The following is a 22,559-nucleotide window of genomic DNA, read 5'->3' on the forward strand; positions in this document are numbered from 1 at the left end:
TAGTAATTTTCAGGATAGTTCAATCAAAAAAACCAATCCTCTTTTGAGAAGATTGGCTTCTATTAAAACTATTTAACAACAGTAACTGATACTATCTTTGTCGTTACTTTAAATCCTTCTTTATCAACTGCATCAGCAGATACATAATAGGTTCCGCTAGGTAATTTTGTATCTGGTGTCCATTTAGTATGAAGTTCATGTTCATTATTCACTTGCAAACTGTCTACTATGTTCCCACTCGCGTCTTTTACGTAAACTGTCCAATTTACACGTGTTTGGGCAAAACCGTTTATTGGAGCTGGTTTGCTTACACTAATATTTGTATTTGGACTTACACTAAATACAGGTACAAGCATACTGTATTTAATATATGAAGGATCGCCCCAAACTTTATAACTTATATTCATTGCATTATCTATTCCCATCACAACAACACTTTTTGGTTCTTCATTTACTAAAACAGAAGTTTCTCCTGGTGATACAGATTTTTGTATGCCATTATACCAAAGAATCGCTCCCTTATACCCTGAGCTACTATCAACTGCGTCGAAAGAAATTTCATATTGACCATCCTTTGGTTTAACTTGAACATTCGATACTTTTGGTCCAACTGAGTCGACATTAATCGGAAGCTTTACTTTCTGTGGTTTCGCACCTGGGTAGTCTAATGTAGTTTTGATGACAAAGTTATACCTATCATCACTTACAGTGTTACCGTTTTGATCTTTCGCATCCCAGTTATATCCCATGTACATCCCACTTGCAGAAAGAATATTCTTACGAAGCGGATAAGGCTTCCCACCATTATATTCACTAAAGTCTCCAAGATATTTAATCATTTTTCCTTTTTTGTCTTCAATATACATTTCGGCTTTTGCTAAGTTTCTAAATGCTGTAAATGTTGGGAATGCCCCTTTTAGTATTGAATTTGGAGATGTTGCGATTGCATTCATGTTAAATTTACCCGTTTTCGTATCATACCCCATCGGAACCGAAGCACCCTCATCATCCCAAAGTGCTGTATAGCCTAAAAATGCATCTTTTCGATCCCAAGCTACAGGATCTATATTATTAAGTGAATCCCACTCACCATTAAAGCCCATATAAGGAACTGTTAAAGGAACAGCTGAATCGCTATTTTTTCCTGTTGGTACAAGACGGACAAAGCCTTCAACAAACTCATTATTTCTTAATGTTCTTGGTAGGCGAATCTCTACCTTTAGATTTTTCTGTTGGCCTGCTTTGATTTTTAATGTTGGACCTTCAGCACCAGTAACTTTCTCACCATTTACATAGATTGTTGCACCTTCAATGCGATCACTTTTTAATGATAAATAATCTTTTGATTCTAAATTCCCATCACCATTAAAGTCAAAGTGTTTCGTTTCAATTCCATCTGTTAATAAGTCTACATTAACAGTGTAGTCATATTCATCTTTCGTTTTTTCAGTTTGAAGTGATTCTACATTTAAATTGAAGATTGCTCTGTCATTTTTAATCTCCTTTAATGCAACTGCTCCTGCTTTCTCAAGCGGCGTATTTTTTCTTGTTACAATAACAGGTGTTTTAATTGCATTTTGGATTTGCATTAATCCAGATCCCTGAATACGCGGTGAATATGGGACCTCATCATTCGTTTTAGGATCCATTACCACTTTAGCCGTATTCATTAAAGCAATTTTGGCCTTTAATGCTGTATCTTCTGAATGAGTAAGTCCTTTTTCATACATCGATTGTAAAATTAATGCAGCACCACCTGCAACGTGTGGAGTCGCCATTGAAGTTCCACTCATAACCTCATATTCATTTCCAGGAGTAGTCGAATATATTTTACCACCTGGAGCAGAAATTTCAGGCTTAAAGTCTAAAGTAGTTGGAGCACCATAAGAAGAAAAATAAGACATCGTGTCTCGATCTGGGTTATCCAACCAAGTTCCTTTTGTTAATTTCATTTTGACAATTTGTCCACTATTTAACTTAGCAATTAAAGCATTCCCAGCTTCCTTACTAGTTGTTGCTACTGGAATCCCGTTACTATTAAAGTTTACGAATGGGTAATCAGCCATTTGAGTAGGTGGAACCATAATGACGGCCTTTGCACCATATGTCTTTGCTGCATTTTGCATTGGCGCATAGGTTGAATAAGTCGTATTAGGTTTAAACACAACAATTTTTCCTTTCACATCTTTACCAGCATAATGCTCCGCTTTAAAGCCTTCACCTACATAAACTAGCTCAGTACTTTCATTTGGGGACAGTACTCTAGAGAGTTTAAAATTATAGTGCGTTTGGTCTTGGTATGGAAGTTTTAAACCATTTTCTTCCGCTAATGTATTCATTTCGGTTTTAGTATTTTCGTAGGAAGCTACTGACAAAGCAAACGGACTTACACCCGGTTCTCCAACAGTCCCAATATCAGGATTTTCTGCATACGGTTTTGTAGAAGAAGCAATGATATTATTCTTCGTACTATATGCTGCATTTCCACCTGCAACTACGACTAGTGTTCCGTGTTCTGTCGCTTCACGTATTGCTTTTTGAATTGGATCTTTATCTTCACCAACGAATCCTGAATCAGTTCCAAGACTCATATTTATGACATCTGCTCCCATTGCAACAGCATGGTCAATTCCTGCAATAATATCATCTTCATATGCTCCTCCACCAGTGTCAGAGAATACCTTTTCAGCTAACAGCTGTACACCTGGCGCGATCCCTAATACACCATCGTTTTCTTCATCCCCATTTGCACCAATAGTACCTGAAACATGTGTACCATGAGGATTTCCGTTTTTACCACGTGGTATCACATCTGTATCATTATCAGCCCAATCATAACCAGTTGGAACTTTGTCACTATACCACTTTTCATTTACAGAAGTTTCTGCAAATTTACTTTGAATTGAACTTTCTGTCAATTTTTCTTTCTGTTTTCCCTTTTCCGTTAAAGTCATATCTTTATGAGTATAATCAATTCCCGAATCCACTACACCGACAACTAATCCTTCACCTTCATAACCATATTTTTCCCATACACTTTGTGCTTGTACTAACTCTTTACTCGTTTTCATTGTTTGTTCATAAGTTCTTGCGATATGTACATTTGTAACACCTGGCATCGCCTGTAAATCTTTCACATTTTTGAATTCTGTATCCATACTGAATCCATTAAATCCTTCATAAAAGCGATGTCTAACTTTCGGATTCAACTTCTTTTTTGTCATATTAGAAACAACATCATCTTGCTTTTGTTTCATTAAAGTTTTTTTATTTACCTTTGCTCTCGTTTGTGTAGCTTGTTCTGGTTCTTGTACCTCAACAATTACACGCACTTTCTCATTAGGTTCATATATTTTCGAACTATTTTCGCTCATATTTTTATAGACTGAATTGCCAGCATCCTTAGACGCTTCTTTGTTAAGATCGTCTAAATAACTTTTTAATCCACCTTGCCCAATCTCGTCAACATTCGAACTTGAAGGTTGACTTTCTTTTGTAATTTGTGCGTAACCTGGTGTCGTTAAAAACATTGCGGCTAATGTCGTTGCTGTGATAACTCTAAATGGAATTTTCTTTCTATTGTTCATAAACTTAGTATTCTCCCCTCGTAATCTATTAAATATATTAATTACAAGATAAAGTTTATAAATTTCTAAAAACTTTATCTTGTAGGTATAACCTAATGGAAATTCACATTATTTTCTGAGTGTGAATTGTAGGCTACTATTTAAGCTTCTCTATATAAAGGTTATAGTCTGACTGAAAAGGCTATTCATTCCTATTAAACTGAGTTAAAAATTAAGAGTAATAGATAACCTGACGATAAGAGAAACATCATTAAGTACTAATTTAGCTTTCATTAAACCAGTCTTATTAATACAGCTACTTTAATCCATACCAAGCTCACTCATAATAGATTCCAGAGTATCCCCTTTAAATTTTTTCTTTGCATCTGGTGAAGATCCCGGATGTAAGAATTCCAAAGTTGAATTTTGTTTTAAATAGTTTAATTGAATGAACCTCAAATCTTTTCCGTTTACAATTCCATCGTAATTAATATCTGCCGCGCGCTTGTTTGTTCCCCAAAAAGTTCTAATATATTCTGCATCCAATACATCAATAACATTATCTTTGTTTACATCTCCTGCAATAACATACGCATCGGCAACTAATGCATTTAATCCAGCTAACAGATCTCCTTTTTTAGTGGCTGTATCGACGGTATCGTAATAGGTGAAATGCCCTGGAACATCAATTGATACATTATATCCCTTATCAGTCAATGGTATATTTCCAATATTATATGAACTGTTTGAATTTAAATTTTGTTCGATTACAATTCCTTTAGAATCTTCCAATTTTACCTTTGCACCTATTTTTGAATAATCTAATGCCGCATCCCATGCATTAGTTTCAGTTAATAACCCTTGAGAAATTACCTGCCCAGATACAATTGATTTATTTTGGGCTACCTTAATACCGTTGTATTTAAAGAAAGGTTGAGGTGATACCCATTTTCCTGTTGTGTCATACAAGGTTGAAGCAAAACTTAAAAACCCAGTTAAATCCGACTGATTTTCTTCTTTTACTTTTAGATATATATCAACCATTGGTATATCACCTGTCACTTCCTGAGTGCCATCCATAGTCAATGTATAATTTTCGCTTGAATACATTCCACCATTCACTGGTTTAGTTTCATGTTTTACATCAACTGAACCATATTTGGAAAGTTCTGGACGTACATCTACTTTTACAACTTCAACTTGTTTAGGATCAATATACGGTCTAAATTGTACTTGCTTAAAATTCTTCAAGTTTTGTCCAGTTATTGTATACTTTACCGTTTCCCCTGGTCTCACTATCTCTTTGTCCATCTCAGCTGTATAATAAGCAGTGCCATCTTTCAAGAAGTAAACTGTTTTTCGATACGTCCTATTGTTCGCTGCATCAAGTCCGTCTATAGATGCAGTAATGACATCTTTACGATTATCAAGTGGTATGCTATATTCCAACTGACCATTATGATCTACTTGCTTTATGGCGTCAGGAAAACCAGTAAAACCAGAATAAGTGAATCCTACCTTGTTTTTAGATTGATCGATATCAAAACCAAGAGCCTGCATTTCAGCTACTTCATGATCAATAATCGTTGCCTTAATTGGATAGGAAGTTTGACTTGCAGGGTATTCGATTACGTTTTTATCATCGACGTTAGTTTGGAAGTCCGGATTTGTGTTATCCACGAAGAAATCCTTTTGAGTTGTAAATTTTTTTCCATGATCATTTGTTCCAATTAATTTAAGCTTGTAAAATCCTTGTGACGCAAAGACAATTTTATCAGAAATTGGTTGATTTTTATTTCCTGTAAATGGCATGTATGATCCATCGTATTCAAGCCAGCCATAGTCTACGTTTTCATTGACTGCCATTCCATCTATCTGACCAATATATCCAAGGTCTTTCCCTGTTTTTCCATCCACTAACACTGCATCTAACACTTTCATATGAGACTTCACACTGAAACCAAACAATAAACTTGTTGGATAAATTTGACTTACTCCATTTGGTGCCGTAGACATAGAAGGATTATCTAGAATCAAGTCTCCCATTCCCTCTTCAACAACACGTATTGCAAATGGAACCTTATAAGTCTCATTTGGATTTGCTTTATTTGTATACACTACATATCCTTCATATGTACCATTTTCAGCAGTTTTTGGAATAAAAATCGATACCTTCGACTGCTTTTGATTATTTCCTTTAACCTTTATCTCTGAATTAGTAATGACATGTACATTGTTTTGTTCCGCATTCTTGGAACCCCTTACTCCAGTTTGGAATTTTACGGCTACATCAAAGGTTTTATTCTCACTTTCCAAATTAGATAGGACAATTTTACGGCTCTCTAAAAGATCATTTCCTGTAGCTCCAAAAGAACCAAAACTGATACCGCCTGTTTTTTCTTGAATAGATGTTTCTTCACCATCACTAATAATCGGTGTTTTATCAATAACTTCAATTTCCATCCCTGTATGTACAGCTTTATATGGATCAATTCGGCCTGCTCCTACTTCAAATACACTATAAGTTTTTTTCAAGTCATCAGCTGTATTCATCAGGATCGACTTTATATCTTCAGGCTGAAGATTCGGGTTCGCTTGCAACATAACTGCTGCAACTCCCGCAGTGTAAGGTGATGCCATTGAAGTCCCAGACAATCTTTGATAAGCATACTGGTAGTCGCTTTGGTTATCTTTATTGTTTATATACGATGGTACTGTTGACATAATGGAAACACCTGGTGCCACAATCTCCGGCTTTATATCATAATTGATACGAGATGGTCCACGAGAACTGAAATCTGCTAATGTGTCTCCTTCTATACTTCCTTTGTCCATTTCTGTAAACGTAAAGGATGCATTACCTGCTTGTATTTGTTTTAGTAGGGCCAAACCTTCAGCGTTTGACATAGAAAAAGTTGGTATATTCGTTGTTCCTTCTCCAAGATAATAAGGAATAAGCCCTTCATCTAGATTGTCATTATACATCAAGATTCCAGCCGCTCCCTTTAGCTGTGCATACTTCACTTTATCTTGTAAAGTAATTGAACCTCGCGCGACAAGTACAAACTTTCCTTTTACATCCTTTCCCGAATAGTTGCTTGAGCTACCAACTCCTACATCTACAATCGGAAACGATTTCCCCTTTAATCCCGGTATATTATCTGAATAAGCTTTTGCCATTAAACGTACATGTGCTGGAACTGAATTTTCTCCTCCCATTGATACCGTAAACGTTTCCATTTCTATCGGCACATCGCTTGCACCAACTGACAATGGTAACGCAGCTGCACCAGGTGATCCCAAAGTATACATATCACTTCCGGAATTTCCTGCTGCTACAACAGCGGTTACGCCGCTTAATACAGCATAATTAACCGCCATACTTGTTGGGAATAGTGGATCATTGATACTAGCCCCTAATGATAAGTTGATTACATCCATCCCATCAGCGACAGCCTTATCAATTCCAGATAGAATTGCGTCAGTTGTACCTGATCCATAAGGACCAAGTACACGATACACATAAAGGTCAGCATCTGGTGCGACACCAGTCGTCGAATATTCACTAGTACTTACACCCTGACCCGCAATAATACCAGAAACATGTGTCCCATGTTCTGTATAATACGTTGACCCATTGGAAACTTCGATTTTTTTAGAATTCTTCCAATCCGTATAGGTCGTTTCCATCGGATCTGCATCATTATCTACAAAATCATATCCACCTTTATAGGCATCTTTTAAATCAGGATGATTGTAGTCAATCCCTGTATCAATCACACCTACTTTAATCCCCTTACCTGTAAAACCTTCTTCATGTAATTTATCAACACCAAGATATGAGTTTCCTCCTGGTATGTTCACAGCAGATGAATCCAGTTTTGTTGTATTTTCTTGTTTCGGCAGATCCAATTGCACTTCCTTATCACTCCATACAGCTTTGACAGCATCGGAAGCCAACAAGTTTTTGACCTTGTTTGCAGGTAGCGTCATAGCCACTCCGTTAAAGGCATTCTTATAGATACGGCTAACTTTAAATGACGATTTTTTTGGGGGGATATCTTCTTTAAAAATCGTTTTTAAATCTTGTTGAAACGTTGCTTGGTCACCGTCTCTTAAACTTCTAGCCTTACTTGCAGATAAACTTTCACCATTGACTTCTGCTTCTAACTGCGCAACTTTTTCAGGCTTTTGTTTGAATTCCACGATAACTGAAATTTCTTTTTCACTATCTAAGTTCACATTTGGATCTAGCTTCAACCCTGAGCTATCATTTAACTGCAAGTTTCTCAATGCAGATCGCTGCTCCTGAGTTAGATTAGATAAAACTTCCTGTGAATTTACATTCGATTCTGCTTTTACAACAGAATGATAGTTTAATGGAGTTACTGCGCCTAGAATTACACCTAAACTCATTACTACATTAAATGCATTTTTTCGTTTATTATTTCCATCTTGCCTCATTGAGTAGTCTCCCCTCTGAAATTAAAAAGTTTAGTTATTTTGAATTTTCCAAATTCTAATCACATTATAATAAGAATTGATTCATTTGAAATTTTGACAAATTCATTCAACATACTAAATATTAATCGATAAATTTCAACAAGAATTCTTTTAAATCTATATAAAACTAGTTAAATTCTTAATAGAAATAACAAACGCCAATCCCTGTCATTACAGTAGATTGGCGTATTCTAAAAGGATTTTAATTAAGTTGTTAGATATCAAATCAGTAATGTAGTAATTTATCGAAAAACTTCTACTAAAGAGTGCTTGGTGCTCATTGTAGAGAATTGAGCCTATTAATAGTTCATTAAAAAACGCTATTCCTTCTTAAAAATCTAAAGAAAGAATAGCGTTTTCTTCATTTTTGATGTCATAAATTACTTATGCTGAGTGGAATGTGGCTGAATCCTATTAGATCATTTCTAAAACTAGTTTTGTCATAATTGCATTAGAAACGATAACAGGGAGCCCTGTTAATTTGGATACTAGCTCACTTGACTGCTCTGTATATGCCATACAATCTAGTAAAATAATATTCACCTTATCCATCAGTTCATTAGCTGCTTTTTCATATTTTTTCAAGTCATTCTTAAAAACAGAAAATTTTTTTGCTAAGTAAAGTTTACTTCTTCGTTTGTACTTGAATGTAGAAAAACTCCGGAGCAATACCGGAGCCAAAAAAAATCTAAACTTTATTTAAAATTTTTGTTTTTTAACACTAGTTAATTCCAAGGTCTTTCTTAATGCTTTCTAAAGTTTGTGCTTTGTATTTCTTTTTAGGTTTTGCTTCATTATTAATTGAAGTATTTTGCCTTAAATAGTTTTTCTCTACAAATTCCATATCTTTTTCATCAACTATACCATCAAAGTTAACATCAGCATCGCGTTTATTTGTTCCCCAATAAACTTGTAAGTAAATAGCATCCAGTACGTCAATGACATCATCTTTATTCACATCACCAGCGCGGTTTTTGTCTATATCCACTATCGTTTGTACTCCGGCAAGATCACCATTGACGTCTCTTACGAGTTTAGTATTTGATACTTTGCTCGCAAAGTGACCTGGAATCTTCACATAAATGTCATACGCTTTGTCTGATAACGGAAGGTTTTCTATCGTAAAATATCCACTCTTTGAAATAGTTGATGCTTGATAGGTTTTACCATTTGCATCTTGTGCGTAGACTTTAGCCCCAAGCTTAGAGTAGTCAATCGTAGAATCTATTTGTCCATTTTTCATGAAAGCTTCAGGTTTAATAGTTCCACTCACTATTGATTGTTTAGGTAACATTGTAAATGTTTTGTCTTTATATACACGAATTAATGTAGTACTCGAACCTGATGTTTTCTTATATTTTAATGAAGATACATCAATTGGTGTAGCCGCTGGCTCATAGACTTTATCGTTTGTGACCTTAAACGTGACATCTAAGAAAGGTAAGTCTTTATCGATTTTTAAATCAGTTTGATCGATTGAAGCTCCTACTTTGACGGTCCCTGAACCTAGTGCTGTACCGACTACTGGTTCTGTTAAATTAACTTTTACACCTTTTTCTTTAGCATATTTTTTAAACGCATCGTTGATTTTGACATTTTGAAACTGAAGAAAATCTTTATAAAAATTCACGGTATATTCGCCAGAAGCAAGTTGCTTAATATTGTTTAAATTCATCGACATCGTAATTTCGTCACCAAGTCGGACCTTTTCTTTGTCGTAGCTTGGCATTCCATACTCTGTACCTTCTTTTATGAACATGTAACGCTTAATTGGTGATGGATCTCCTTCAGCTGCCGTTGCATTATCAAAAACCAATAAATTAGAATCTATAAAACCTATTTGGTCAAGGTTAGTCTTAGTTGCAGGGAATCTAAAGTTACCTTCCTTATCAATTGAAAGGAAAGCGTAATTATATAAGCTGTATTCCCACCATGCTGCCCCATTAGAAGATTGATCGATATTCATACCTTTCTGCTTAAGCGTATCAACAGCCGAATTATATACATTTCCATGTATCCATACAGCAGGGCCATCATATCCTGGTTCTGTTGTAAACATCGAATCATTCACTTCGTAAAAACCTGGTTTCATGGATACTTCTACTTTTGGAGGTGTATTGTCAATCATCACAATAGCATCCTTACTATACGGTTTTCCAAACTCATCATGACCAAGCATTTCAAAGGTGTAATCACCTTCTGGGAGTTTCACCTTTTCATCAGAAATTGGTCGTTTTTTATCATTCGTGAACGGGTATACTTCACCTGTAAATAGAGCATTCACGTAATAATCAATTCCTGCCTTTACCTCACCTGCACCAAAGGTTCCAACAAGTCCTATCGGTTCTCCTGTTTTCCCATCTTTCACTAACACATCGATCGTTTTTAGTGGGCTTCCCAATCTAAAGTATACAGATACAAATGGAGTCGTAAACGGATGTGCATTTTTCACATCATTCGTAAGCATTGGTCTTGACAAATTCATATAATCAAACCCTTTATCTCTTACATTAATTGAAAATGGGATTTGATAGTTTTCTTCTTTATTCTTTGAATTAACAAAATGAATATATCCTTCGTACCTTCCAAGTGCCGCAGTATTAGGTATAGAAATAGTTGGATTAATTTCTGCAGACTTTCCTGCTTCTACAGATAATGTACTTGGCACTTTCACTTGTACTCCATTTTTAGTAGCATCTTGAATTATACCCATAGCAGGCAATAACTCAACACTAATGTTGAAATTCTTTAGCTCTTGTTTATTATGATTTTCAATCACAACTTTTCGACTATCTTCAGTTTGCTTAGCGTCCCCTGTATAGTGAGTACCGAAAGCGATTGAACCGGTTTCTTCATCAATTTCGACTAATTTGCCATCTTGTTCATTTGTCGTTTTGTCCATAACCTTCAGTAAAATATCTGAATGCACTGCCTCATACACATCAATTCTACCTGCTCCAACTTCATTGACAGAATAATTGCCATTCATTTTATCAGCTGTATTCATTAAGGCTTCTTTTACTTCAAACGGTGTATAATCAGGGTGTGCTTGCAAGATTAAGGCTGCAGCCCCAGCAACGTGAGGAGTAGCCATTGATGTTCCTGAAAGACGGCCATATGCCATATCGTAATTCCCATCATCCTGTTTATTATTCATATATACAGGAAGGGTAGAAAAGATTGATTCACCTGGTCCCACAACATCTGGTTTAATGTCATCAGTGCCTTCTGCTGGACCTCTTGAACTAAAGTCAGCTAAGTGATCTCCTTCTGATTTAACGCTACCTAATGTTTCGAACGTAATTTCTTTTTGCCCTTTTAGACGTTCACCGTCAGCTTTCGATATACGGAACGACGGAATATAATTTGTTCCTTCACCAATATAGGCATCTATATTCCCATCAACATTGTTATATACAACCACTGCTTTTGCACCTGCTGCTTTTGCATTTTGCACTTTTTCATCAAAAGTATATGTGCCACGTTGAATGAGAGCTACTTTACCCGCTACATCTTTATTTGTATAGTCGCTTTTTGCTCCTAAGCCTACATCAACAATCGATAAAGTTGTATTTTTAAGGTCTTCTAATTTATCTGTGTAATTTTCTGCTAACAGTTGCATATTTGTAAACTTTTGATCCCCTGCACTTGCATTATATGTTGGAATTGTTAGCGACACATCACTCGCTCCAACTGTTACCGCTAAAGCGGCTGCTCCTGGGGCTCCAAGTGTTTTCTCCTCAGGGCCTGCGTTTCCTGCCGCAACGCATGCAACAACTCCTGAGAGCATCGCATTGTTAATCGCAATCGATGTCGGACTTAGCGGGTCGTTTTGGCTTGATCCTAAAGATAAGTTGATGACATCCATTCCATCTTGTACAGCTTTATCGATACCTGCCATAACTGCGTCATTCGATCCAGACCCATATGGTCCCAATACTCGGTACACATAAAGATCAACATCAGGTGCTACCCCCATAACAGCGGATGGAGAGTTGTTTTTCTTTTGTGCTCCAATCGATCCAGAAACGTGCGTTCCGTGCTCTGTATAATAGCTAGTACCAGATGGACCGATTTCAGGCTGTCCGGAAGCCTTCCAATCTTTGTAGGTTGTCTCCATCGGGTCTGCATCATTATCAACAAAATCATATCCGCCTTTAAAAATACCTTTTAAATCTGGATGGTTATAATCAATACCAGTATCAATAACGCCTACTTTAACGCCTTTTCCAGTAATGTTCTCTTCATGAAGCTTGTCCGCACCGATTTGTGGAAGGCTATCATCTACTTTTGTTGGACCAGAAGTCTGCATTTCAGCAGCTTCTTTTGGAAGATCAAGCTTAACCTCGGTATCCTGCCAAATTCGTTTGACAACTCCTGTGCTAAGTAACTGTTGTACAGCTATTCCAGGCAGTGTCATAGCTACTCCATTAAATGCATTATGATATTCTCTCGTGATTTTGGCCTCTCCCATTTTCGTTGCTTTTCGCTCATTCTGACTTTTTATATTTTTCCACTCATCGTTAAATTTATCATGATCGCTTTCTTGTTTATCTTTTGCGTTAGAAAGAGACATCTTTTTCCCTTTCAATGCTTGCTTTAAAACTTCTACCTTTGCAGGTGCTTGGTTAAACTCAACGATTACTTTAACTAATTCTGAACTCTTTTGGTTTATATTTGGCGAAATAACGAACCCTGGTGAAACATCAAGTTCATTTAATGCCTTTCTTTGTTCATCTGTTAAGTTTAACAACATCTTTTCTACACCATTTTGATTATTGTGATTTTTAACTTCTGCAATAGCCTTATAATGAACACCTGTGGAAAATAGCAAACTAGTAATGACAGTACCAGTAAAAATATGTTTAAGTTTTCCTGTTTTCATAACTTTCCCCCTGATTATTAATGTTTGCTAAAACTAAAATCGTGCCTATAATAACGTGTTTAAAAAATTCCAATCACCTAACAAATCGATTTTTTCAAAAACGAATGGGTATCAAAATTGAGCTACTTTCTCAGGCTTCTGTTTAAACTCGACATTTTTTCTAGCTGTTCAAAAGATAATATTATACTGTAAGACTATTACTCTTTTCTCAGATTTCCTTATAATTCAACTACTAGCTTTACTTTTTACAAGATAATTCACTATATTTAATAGCTTTGTAGGGCGATCACCACCAATGATTTATTTTTTTATCTTTCTACAGCAGATCATGTTAAAAATATCTATAAAAACTTTTTCCCCTTTGTGATTGTTTTCCCATCCTATTTTGATTATATGGAGGGTTGACAGTATCTTTATTTCGCAAAATATTATCATTTTTTTTAAATTTATCGACAAAAAATAACAGATATTACCAAAACTCAGTTTTTTTAGTATATCAGATATATTTTTCCACTAATTACTATATTTTAAAATTCCGATCATACTAGATTACTATGTGGGTTCCAAATTGAGAATTATCCTGAATTCAAAAAATAACGAGGAAATTTAATAGTTCAGCTGAAAACTTAATTTTCCTATGTTGTTTCTACCCATTTTGAAGAGTTTATTTTTAGCAATAACAAAAAGAAGTGAAGCAGTCAAATTCTGACAATAGCTTCACTTCCTTTTGTTTGCTTCTTTAATGAGTGTGTTCCATAAGAAACTAACATCAAGTCGTTTATATTAGTGACGAACTCTGGTCTATCTTAAAACCGCACCTATTACGGAAATTTCTAATATCTTTATTAAATCTATTCAAGCTTGTATAGCTATTCAAAATTTTGTTCTTTCTAAATAAGCTAAAAGACCAAATCTTTTAGCGATTTGGTCTTAAAAATTATATTGCCATTCTATTGTCTCTCCGTATCAACTGAACTACTTACCCATTTCTCATTACTATTTTATTTAATGCTTTGGTTCCAGACCGATCAAGTTCAAGTAGTAATCTAATCCTTTTTTACCCACTGTTGCTTGCGGTTCTTTTTTTGCTTCTGGTGATTTTTCCATAAAATTCTTCTCAATGAATCGAACATCGGTCTCATTTACAACACCATCTTGGTTAATATCTTGTGCCAAGATAACTGAATCAGCTGTACCATACATATCAACCACACTTTGAACATCTTTAATGTCGACTACATCATCACCGTTTACATCACCAGCAAGGCCAAGGTTCATTTGTGCCAATCCAATACTTTGTCCATAATAAGAACCTTGTCGTATAACACCAGTCATAACTTGCTTATACGTTTTTAAATGTCCTGGAATGTCTACTACAACAGTAAAGTTCTGTGCAGAAGCCGGTACACCTAAAATTGTAAATTGTCCGCGGCTATCGATTGTCCCATTATATTTCTTACCACTTGGAGATACTGCATAGATCTTTGCACCAATTTTCGTGTAATCACGTGATGTTAAGATTAATCCGCTAGTAATTGTTTTTGCGAATGCTTCAGGTAAAATACTTCCAGTTATTTTTGAATGCTTCGATACAAAACCAAAATTAGCTGTGCTGTAAAATGGAAGAGTTACCGCATTTGATTGGCCTGCCTTCATATAAGTAGAAGTCGTCACTTTAAAATCAGATTCTCCGTAATACGATTCATCTCCCGTTACTTTGAATGTAATGTCTAAGAACGGCATATCTTCGTTCAAACCTTTAAATTCAGATCCACTTAGTGTGGCACCGACTGTAACTAGGGAAGAAACTCCACTTCCTTTAAAAGCTGGATCGCTTACTAAAGCATCTAATCTATTTTGTTTCGCATATTTCTTGATTGCATTGTTTAATTTAACGTTTTTAAAGGTGTATAACCCTGAATCATATTTCACATCATATTTTCCTGACACAAGATTTTTCACATTGTTTAGACTAAGTGTCATTGTGACAGTATCTCCTAATTTCACTTCCTGTTTATCATAGCTCGAAGTTAGGTACTCTGTTCCTTCTTTTAGGTAAATATACTTTTTATAATTTACATTCAACGCAATGTCTGAAGCAGCAAAATATACATAAAATGGTCCATTAGCGATATCAGTTGATTCGATTCCATATTCTACATCGCCGTTTGCTGCTACAGGCGGCCAGTCAATAACCCCATAATATGGAAGTCCGTTATAGGTTAAGGAACTATACATTGTGTTTGCCGATTGATCAATATTCAATCCTTTAGACTTTAAAACGTTTATTGAACTATCTGTTACATTACCATGATTCCAGAACGCTTTCTTACCATTTTCTTCGGTGTACATTGAATCATTGATTTCATATACACCAGGTTTTTTGTCAAACTTCACTTCTGGTTTTGTGTTGTCTACAAGGATAGATGATTCATTAGTATAGGTTTTTCCTTCTGCATCTGTACCAATTGTTTCAAATGTGAAATCCCCTTCTGGTACCTGTAGCCACTCATTTGAAATTGGTTGATTCGGATCTCCTGTAAACGGACGGACATATCCTGTAAATAAATTTCCAACTCGGTATGAATTATCAGGTATTGCAGTTTTCACATTGATGGATGCTACAAGCCCAACTACTTTTCCTGTTTTATTGTCCTTTAAGATGACATCTAATGTATCTATCGGACTTTTTAATTTGAATGTCGCATTAATAATTGGATTCATATACTGCCAATTCGGTGTATTATTTGCCATTGCTGGTCTATCAGGTTGGAACGACTCAATTCCTCGATCTGTGATTCTGATTGCAAATGGAACTTGATATGTTTCATCTGGGTTACTTGCATTCGTGACATGGATGTACCCTTCATAACGACCTTCTGCGGCACCTTGAGGGACCGTAATTGTTGGCTCGATATTGACTGATTTGCCACTTGCAACTGCCACAGTACTTGGCACATCTAACTTTATGCCATTTGCTACTGCATCTTTGATACCTGTACGCTCACCGTGGTACTCTACTTCTACGTTGAATGTTTTATCTTCTTCGCCACTGTTCTTAATGACCATTTTACGTGAGTCTTCAATCGGTCCACTAACCGGTTTATAATGAGTACCAAATGAAATAGAACCTGTTTCGTTCGGTATTTCTACGATTGCATTATTTTCTAAATTTTCTGTTGTATCCATTACTTTAATTGAGATATCAGTGTGTACCGCATTGTACGCATCAATACGGCCCGCACCTTGTTCGAACACAGAGTTATCACCTTTTAAATCTACTGCTGTGTTCATCAAAGCTGACTTGACATCAAATGGCGTATATCCCGGGTGGGCTTGTAAAATTAATGCCGCCACACCTGCTACGTGAGGAGTCGCCATAGACGTTCCTTGTAAACGCGCATAAGCTGTAGTGTAATCCACTCCTTCTTCTGGGCTATTAATATACTCTGGAATCGTCGAGAAGATCGCTACACCCGGTGCGACTACATCCGGTTTAATATCATACGTGCCACCAACAGGTCCTCGTGAACTAAAGCTAGCTAAGCTATCCCCTTCTGTTTGAACGTTTGTCAACTCTCCAAATGTAAGAGATGTGTTATCTCCTAGTGCTTTTAATTTCTCACCGTCAGCTTTTGTTAAGCGGAAAGCTGGAATAAGTCCCATCTCTTCCCCTAAATAAGAAGTGATTTCTCCATCTATATTGTTATAAACAATGACTGCTTTTGCTCCAGCCTTCGCTGCATTTTTCACTTTCTCATCAAATGTAATCTCACCGCGCTGAATTAGCGCGATTTTTCCAGTCAGATCTTTTCCAGTAAAGTCAGTCGTCTTTCCTAACCCGGCAAACATCACCTGCATGGATTGGCCTTTTAGTGTTTCTAAATTGTCTGTGAAATTTTTTCCTAACAACTTTACATTCTCAATTGTTTGACTACCTGCACTGATTTTCGTAAGCGTTGGGATGTTCATCGCAAAGTCACTTGCGCCAACCGTAATAGCAAGCGCGGCTGTACCTGGAGAATGCAGAGTTTTTTCGTCTGGTCCATTATTTCCTGCTGCTACAACTGATACTACACCAGAAAGCATCGCATTGTTAATCGCTATAGCTGTTGGATCTAGTGGATCATTTCCGCCACCACCTAATGATAGGTTGATGACATCCATACCGTCTGCAACTGCTTTATCAATACCGGCAATAACAGCTGATGTCGCACCAGAACCATATGCACCAAGGACGCGATAGCCGTATAGGTCTACATCCGGAGCTACTCCCTCTACCGCATAATCAACACTATTTTTCTGCTCACCTGCGATTGTACCAGATACATGTGTGCCGTGCTCTGTATAGTAAGCAGATCCTGAAGTTGGATCGATTTCCGGTTGGTTAGATGCCTTCCAATCTTTATACGTTGTTTCCATCGGATCAGCGTCATTATCAACAAAATCCCAACCTTTTACCATGTCCGGTTCTACTGCTTTTGGATCACCAAATGAAGAGCGAAATCCTTGGTAAGCATATTTTAAATCCGGGTGATTGTAATCAATACCTGTATCAATTACACCGACTTTTATGCCTTTTCCAGTTATTTTCTCTGAATGAAGCTTGTCCACTCTAATTTGAGGAATGCTGTCCATCATTTTGGATTCTGAAGCTGCTTTCGTTTCAGTTGGCAACCCAAGCTTGACCACGTCGTCTTTCCATACACGTTTAACTTCACCAGATGCGACTAAATTTTCAATTTCTGATCCTGGAATTGTCATTGCCACGCCCGTAAATGCTGAACGGTATTCTCTCGTAATCTTCGACTCTTTTAACTGCGGGCTGGCACTTCTTTGATTCTTTAAAGCTTGAAAACTTTGTTTAAACTCACTATGAGCGTCTTCTACCTTTGCAGCAGCCGTTTTAGATGTCATGCGTAATCCTTTTGCGGCTTGTTTCATGACTTCGACTTTTGCTGGGGCTTGATTAAATTCAACAATTACGTTAACTAAATTAGGACTTTTTGTATCAATAGAAGGTGCAATAACAAAGGCTGGTTTTGCATCAATTTCTTGAAGCGCCTTTCGTTGTGCATCCGTTAATTTCATTAAAACTTGTTTGGCTTGATCAACTGTTTGATCTTGATTCCCTTGTGCCAATACATTAAATGGTAACGTGCCTGATGCCAGTACTCCAGCTATTACTGTACTTGCAACAACACGATTTAATTTCGCTCTCCCCATGTTTAATCCCCCTTATTTATGTGTACAAGCAATTTACATTAAACACAAAAATTGAAATTTTCCAAAATTCAAAATATCAAATTCCTATTTAAATTATATTCTATCATTAAATTACACACTATCGGGGTTTTTTGATAGTTCAATAGACCTACTAAATTTCACAAACCAATTGACAGTAAATTCTTCATTTTGACAAACAATCGACAAAAACCCTACTTTTTTCCCTTAAAATCACACAAATAGTCTAAAATCATCCAAAAAAAAACCTGAATACTTTCTTCAAATTTGGGGTTATTATTAAATATATTACGAAAACTAACTTAAGCGAGGGAGAAACGTTGATTGAAGGAAAAATTATACAATTTTATAGACAGCATAGAAATATGACACAAACTGAATTAGGAGAAGGTATTTGTTCTACTACTCATGTGAGTAAAATTGAAAGAGGTCTTACAGAGGTTTCTGACAATACTATTACCTTATTAGCTGAACGACTTAATATCATTATGGAAGATGAGATCCAAACATATATGAGTTTAGACAAGCTACTAAAGGACTGGTTTCAGTCCATTACTATGAAAATAACCGTAAAAGCAGATCTTTTAAAAGAACAATTAGAAGCCTATCCACTTATCCAAATATCTAATTTCTTTCAACTTTATACTCTTATCCTTACAAAATACTATTTATTTAAAAATAATGAGAAATTAGCGAAAAAAAAGCTAAAAAAATTAGAAAACAGCAAACATTTAAGCCGATTTGAAGAAAACCTTCATCTTCATAATCAAGCAATCTATCAACTCAAATTTAAAAATAATTACATCGAAGCCATTTCATTGCTAAAAGAAATTAATTCAAACGAATATAATAATAAAGAGTTTTATTATGATCTTGCATTAGCCTACCATTCGACAAATTCTAGAGTTTTAGCATACTATTATGCGAATAAAGCATCACAATTTTTTAATGAACATCATTGTTTTTCTCGGGTTATGGAAGCCGAAATACTTATGCTCATTCAGCTTGAAGAAACTGATAACAGTAATACAAGTAAAGAAGAATACCATCGTCTAATTGAAATGTCATTAGAATACGGTCTAAATCACCAGTTACATATTCTTTATCATAATTTTGCTTACCATAAATTACGGGCTAATCAATTTATGGATGCAAGTGAGCTTTATAAGAAATCTATGCAATTTCGAGATAAAGAATCTAACTACTATCTAGGGTCTCTTGAAGGGTATATTAATTCAATGACTAAAGGAAATTTATTATCAAATAAGGAGTTACTTTCACTAGTCGAAGAGGGATTACGTTTAGCGGAAAAAAATAACGCACGAATGTTCATCCATATTTTTAAACTTCACCAGTTTAGACTTCGAAACTTAACAGACGAATATTTTCACTTCTTAGAAACGGACGTTTTACCATTTTTACATGAGATGGGGATCTTTCCAGTCATCGAGCATTATCAAATTAAATTATTTGACTATTACATGGAAAAACAAAATGTACAAAAAGCAAACATGTATGCAAAAAAATTAGTAGATAAATATCGTAATAAAAATCAATATGTATAATATACTGCCTTTCGATCAACTAAAGGACTTTGAAAACATTTGAAATCTCACAAGCATTATCTGATTTGTCCATAAACTAACTAAAATAGCCCTGTTTTCCTGCTAAACAAAAGGAAATCAGGGCTTCAATTAAAGGATTAAAAACTCTTAATTTTTAGGCTCAAGACCCAATTCATGTAAGAAATCAGTCAACCTTTTTTTATTGAGGGTTTCTTTCGGCTGTTTATTGTTCTGTGCATCATGACCAATGCGCAAGAAATTCTTTTCTACAAAGCGGATATCCGTTTCGTTTACAGAACGGTCTTGATTGATGTCTTCTTTTACTGGCGTGTTTGTGCCGTACGTATTAGCAACCGAATGTACATCTCGAATATCAATGACTCGATCCTTGTTCACGTCACCTGCATATGTTAATGGGAAGTTTATATTGCTATAGAATTTTCCAAGCCATTCTACGCCCTTTTGTTTAATTTACCTGTCATTATGCCTGTTAAATGTCCTTGGGTTGGTGACAAAAGCAAAGTGACTCTAATAGAAATAGATCGGATATGGAAGCTATTCTCTGGAATTCCTGTAGATTATTTAAATTATGAACATTTAGAAATATAAAATGTTCTATTTATTGAAATTTCAGATGTAAATGTGTGGAATATCGTAGGCCATATTCTAAGAAGATTTAATTTGATTTATGGAAGAAGGCTTTTGATTTTTTGTTCGTATTGATTGTTTTTTAATTTAAATGAGGAGGCTCGATGCAGATTTTGGTTATTTATTTGCAGCACCCTTGTCTTCTCCCCCATAAAAAATACGATGCAATAAGAAAACTCGTTTCTTATCACATCGCATTCATTATTTTACTATCTTAACTGTCTGACTATTTATATTTCTTACTTTATCAGTAACAGTTACCATTAAATATCAAGTTTACGATTACCGATCCATTTCACCATTTCCGGATCCCTGTGAGAAAAGAACAAGCTTTCCTTAGTATCTAACGCCGCAATTTCACCCATATCTTCTTGGTTTAATTCAAAGTCAAAGATGTTGAAATTTTCGATGATTCTTTCCTTACGCACTGACTTTGGTATCGCAACAACCCCTCTTTGTGTCAACCAACGTAAGATAATTTGGGCAACGGATTTGTTGTGCTTTCCAGCAATCGAAGCTAAAACTTCATTTTGAAACATGTTATTTTTACCTTCAGCAAATGGTCCCCATGACTCGATCTGCACATTATTTTCTACCATGAACTTAGCACTATCTATTTGTTGGTTGAAAACATGTGTTTCAACTTGGTTTACCGCAGGTACAACTTCATTATGAATGATTAAATCGATCAGGCGATCTGGATGGAAGTTACTTACTCCAATCGCCTTGATTTTTCCTTCACTATACAATTCCTCCATAGCACGCCAAGAACCGTGTACATCACCAAACGGCTGATGAATTAAATATAAGTCCAAATAATCCAATTGTAGCCTTTCCAGTGATTTAGTGAATGCCTTCTTTGTGCTCTCATAACCAGTATCCTGAACCCAAAGTTTTGTCGTAATAAACAGTTCTTCACTTGGTACACCACTACGCTTTATTGCTCTACCGACTGCTTTTTCATTTAGATAAGAAGCTGCTGTATCAATCAAGCGGTAACCTGCTATAATAGCGTCATAAACTGCTTGTTCACATTCATTTTCATCTTGCATTTGAAAAACACCAAAGCCTAATATAGGCATCTCAACACCATTGTTTAATATAACTTTTTTCATATAAGTTCCTCCTGTTTTACTCCATTTTACTGTGATGCGATTCATCTATGATGTAATATGTTAAAAATTTGTTTAGAATTTGTGCAACGGTTATATCGTTTTCTTATTCTTATTATGCAATAAATGAATAAGCTACCGTTATCCAATTCTTATCAAATGATTGCCTAATTCTCTCAAATCACTTATATTTCAAAGCAATGTATATTAAAATGAACTAGAAAAGATTAGCAATTTAGGAGGTATTTATGTCTGATCTAATAGAAATATTCCGAGATGATCTCGTTCAATTCATAGAGAGGTACACAGGCCAGAATGGGTCTCATCCGGCTGCTATTCCTTCTTTATTTTTGTCTCGTTATTCTAATGTTACTGGATCAAATTATGGAGTTTATAAACATTCCTTGTGTATGATCGTTCAAGGTAAGAAGGAAGTAGTATTGGCACAGGAGCATTATGTATATAGTCCAGCCGAATACCTAATTGCTTCTGTTAACTTGCCTATTACCGGAATAGTCACAGAAGCATCTTTTGAAAATCCATATTTAGCACTCAAATCATTTATAAAATTTTACAAGGACAGCACGGAGTAATTCTCGGGCAAATGGCAATAGAAGGAAGTTCAACTAATCAAATCAGCGACGTTGTCGATCATATCCTCACTAACTATAACCAGCCTTTTCGTATTGAAGCGCTTGCGGAAATTGCAAATATGAGCGTTTCTTCACTTCATAGACACTTTAAGGAAGTAACAGCAATGAGCCCTATTCAATTCCAAAAACAACTAAGGCTACAGGAAGCTCGCCGCATTCTATTAGCTGAGTCAACAGATGCCATTGAAGCAGCGTTTCGTGTTGGCTACGAGAGCGCATCTCAATTTAGTCGTGAATATTCTCGTTTCTTTGGCTTACCACCGAAAGAAAATATTAACCGCTTGAAGACATCATATTTATAAAAAAATGCATTACTCCGATGATGGAATAATGCACTTCTTTTTTCATTCTATTTTATCCAAAAGCGGTTCAGGGAAATCAAC

Annotated in this window: 8 protein-coding genes and 1 pseudogene; 2 read left to right on the forward strand and 7 right to left on the reverse strand. The window is 35.8% G+C overall.

Features of this window, described 5'->3' with window-relative positions; genetic code table 11:
• Positions 1-68 precede the first annotated feature (68 nt).
• The 5 genes from CN692_RS27070 to CN692_RS22020 form a co-directional block, all read right to left on the reverse strand.
• Positions 69-3,587: a S8 family serine peptidase gene (locus tag CN692_RS27070; RefSeq protein ID WP_098121270.1), complete on the reverse strand. Its 3,519-nt coding sequence runs from the start codon at positions 3,585-3,587 to the stop codon at positions 69-71.
• A 300-nt stretch (positions 3,588-3,887) separates the two neighbouring features.
• The gene (locus tag CN692_RS22005; protein WP_098121271.1) at positions 3,888-8,030 is read right to left on the reverse strand and encodes a S8 family serine peptidase; all 4,143 of its coding nucleotides are present in this window, start codon (positions 8,028-8,030) and stop codon (positions 3,888-3,890) included.
• 453 nt (positions 8,031-8,483) lie between these two features.
• Positions 8,484-8,750 (reverse strand): AroM family protein, encoded by a 267-nt coding sequence (locus tag CN692_RS22010; RefSeq protein ID WP_306659838.1) that lies wholly within the window; start codon positions 8,748-8,750, stop codon positions 8,484-8,486.
• Positions 8,751-8,790: 40 nt separating this feature from the next.
• On the reverse strand, positions 8,791-12,954 hold the full coding sequence (locus CN692_RS22015) for a S8 family serine peptidase (RefSeq protein ID WP_098121273.1): 4,164 nt from the start codon (positions 12,952-12,954) through the stop codon (positions 8,791-8,793).
• Between the two features lie 1,005 nt (positions 12,955-13,959).
• The gene (locus CN692_RS22020) at positions 13,960-18,180 is read right to left on the reverse strand and encodes a S8 family serine peptidase (protein WP_098121274.1); all 4,221 of its coding nucleotides are present in this window, start codon (positions 18,178-18,180) and stop codon (positions 13,960-13,962) included.
• A 338-nt stretch (positions 18,181-18,518) separates the two neighbouring features.
• Between CN692_RS22020 and CN692_RS22025 the strand changes: the two genes are divergently transcribed.
• Entirely contained in the window at positions 18,519-19,763 is a 1,245-nt protein-coding gene (locus CN692_RS22025) for a helix-turn-helix domain-containing protein (RefSeq protein ID WP_098121275.1), read from the forward strand.
• Between the two features lie 147 nt (positions 19,764-19,910).
• Here the strand turns inward: CN692_RS22025 and CN692_RS22030 are convergent, their stop codons facing one another.
• Together CN692_RS22030 and CN692_RS22035 are read right to left on the reverse strand one after the other, a co-directional pair.
• Positions 19,911-20,159 (reverse strand): hypothetical protein, encoded by a 249-nt coding sequence (locus tag CN692_RS22030; protein ID WP_098121276.1) that lies wholly within the window; start codon positions 20,157-20,159, stop codon positions 19,911-19,913.
• Positions 20,160-20,674: 515 nt separating this feature from the next.
• Entirely contained in the window at positions 20,675-21,526 is an 852-nt protein-coding gene (locus tag CN692_RS22035) for an aldo/keto reductase (RefSeq protein ID WP_098121277.1), read from the reverse strand.
• 245 nt (positions 21,527-21,771) lie between these two features.
• On the opposite strand from CN692_RS22035, the pseudogene CN692_RS22040 reads away from it, so the two are divergent.
• Positions 21,772-22,478: pseudogene (locus tag CN692_RS22040) on the forward strand (helix-turn-helix domain-containing protein).
• Positions 22,479-22,559: the final 81 nt, after the last annotated feature.

The sequence above is a fragment of the Bacillus sp. AFS002410 genome, assembly GCF_002556365.1.
GTDB lineage: Bacteria > Bacillota > Bacilli > Bacillales > Bacillaceae_G > Gottfriedia.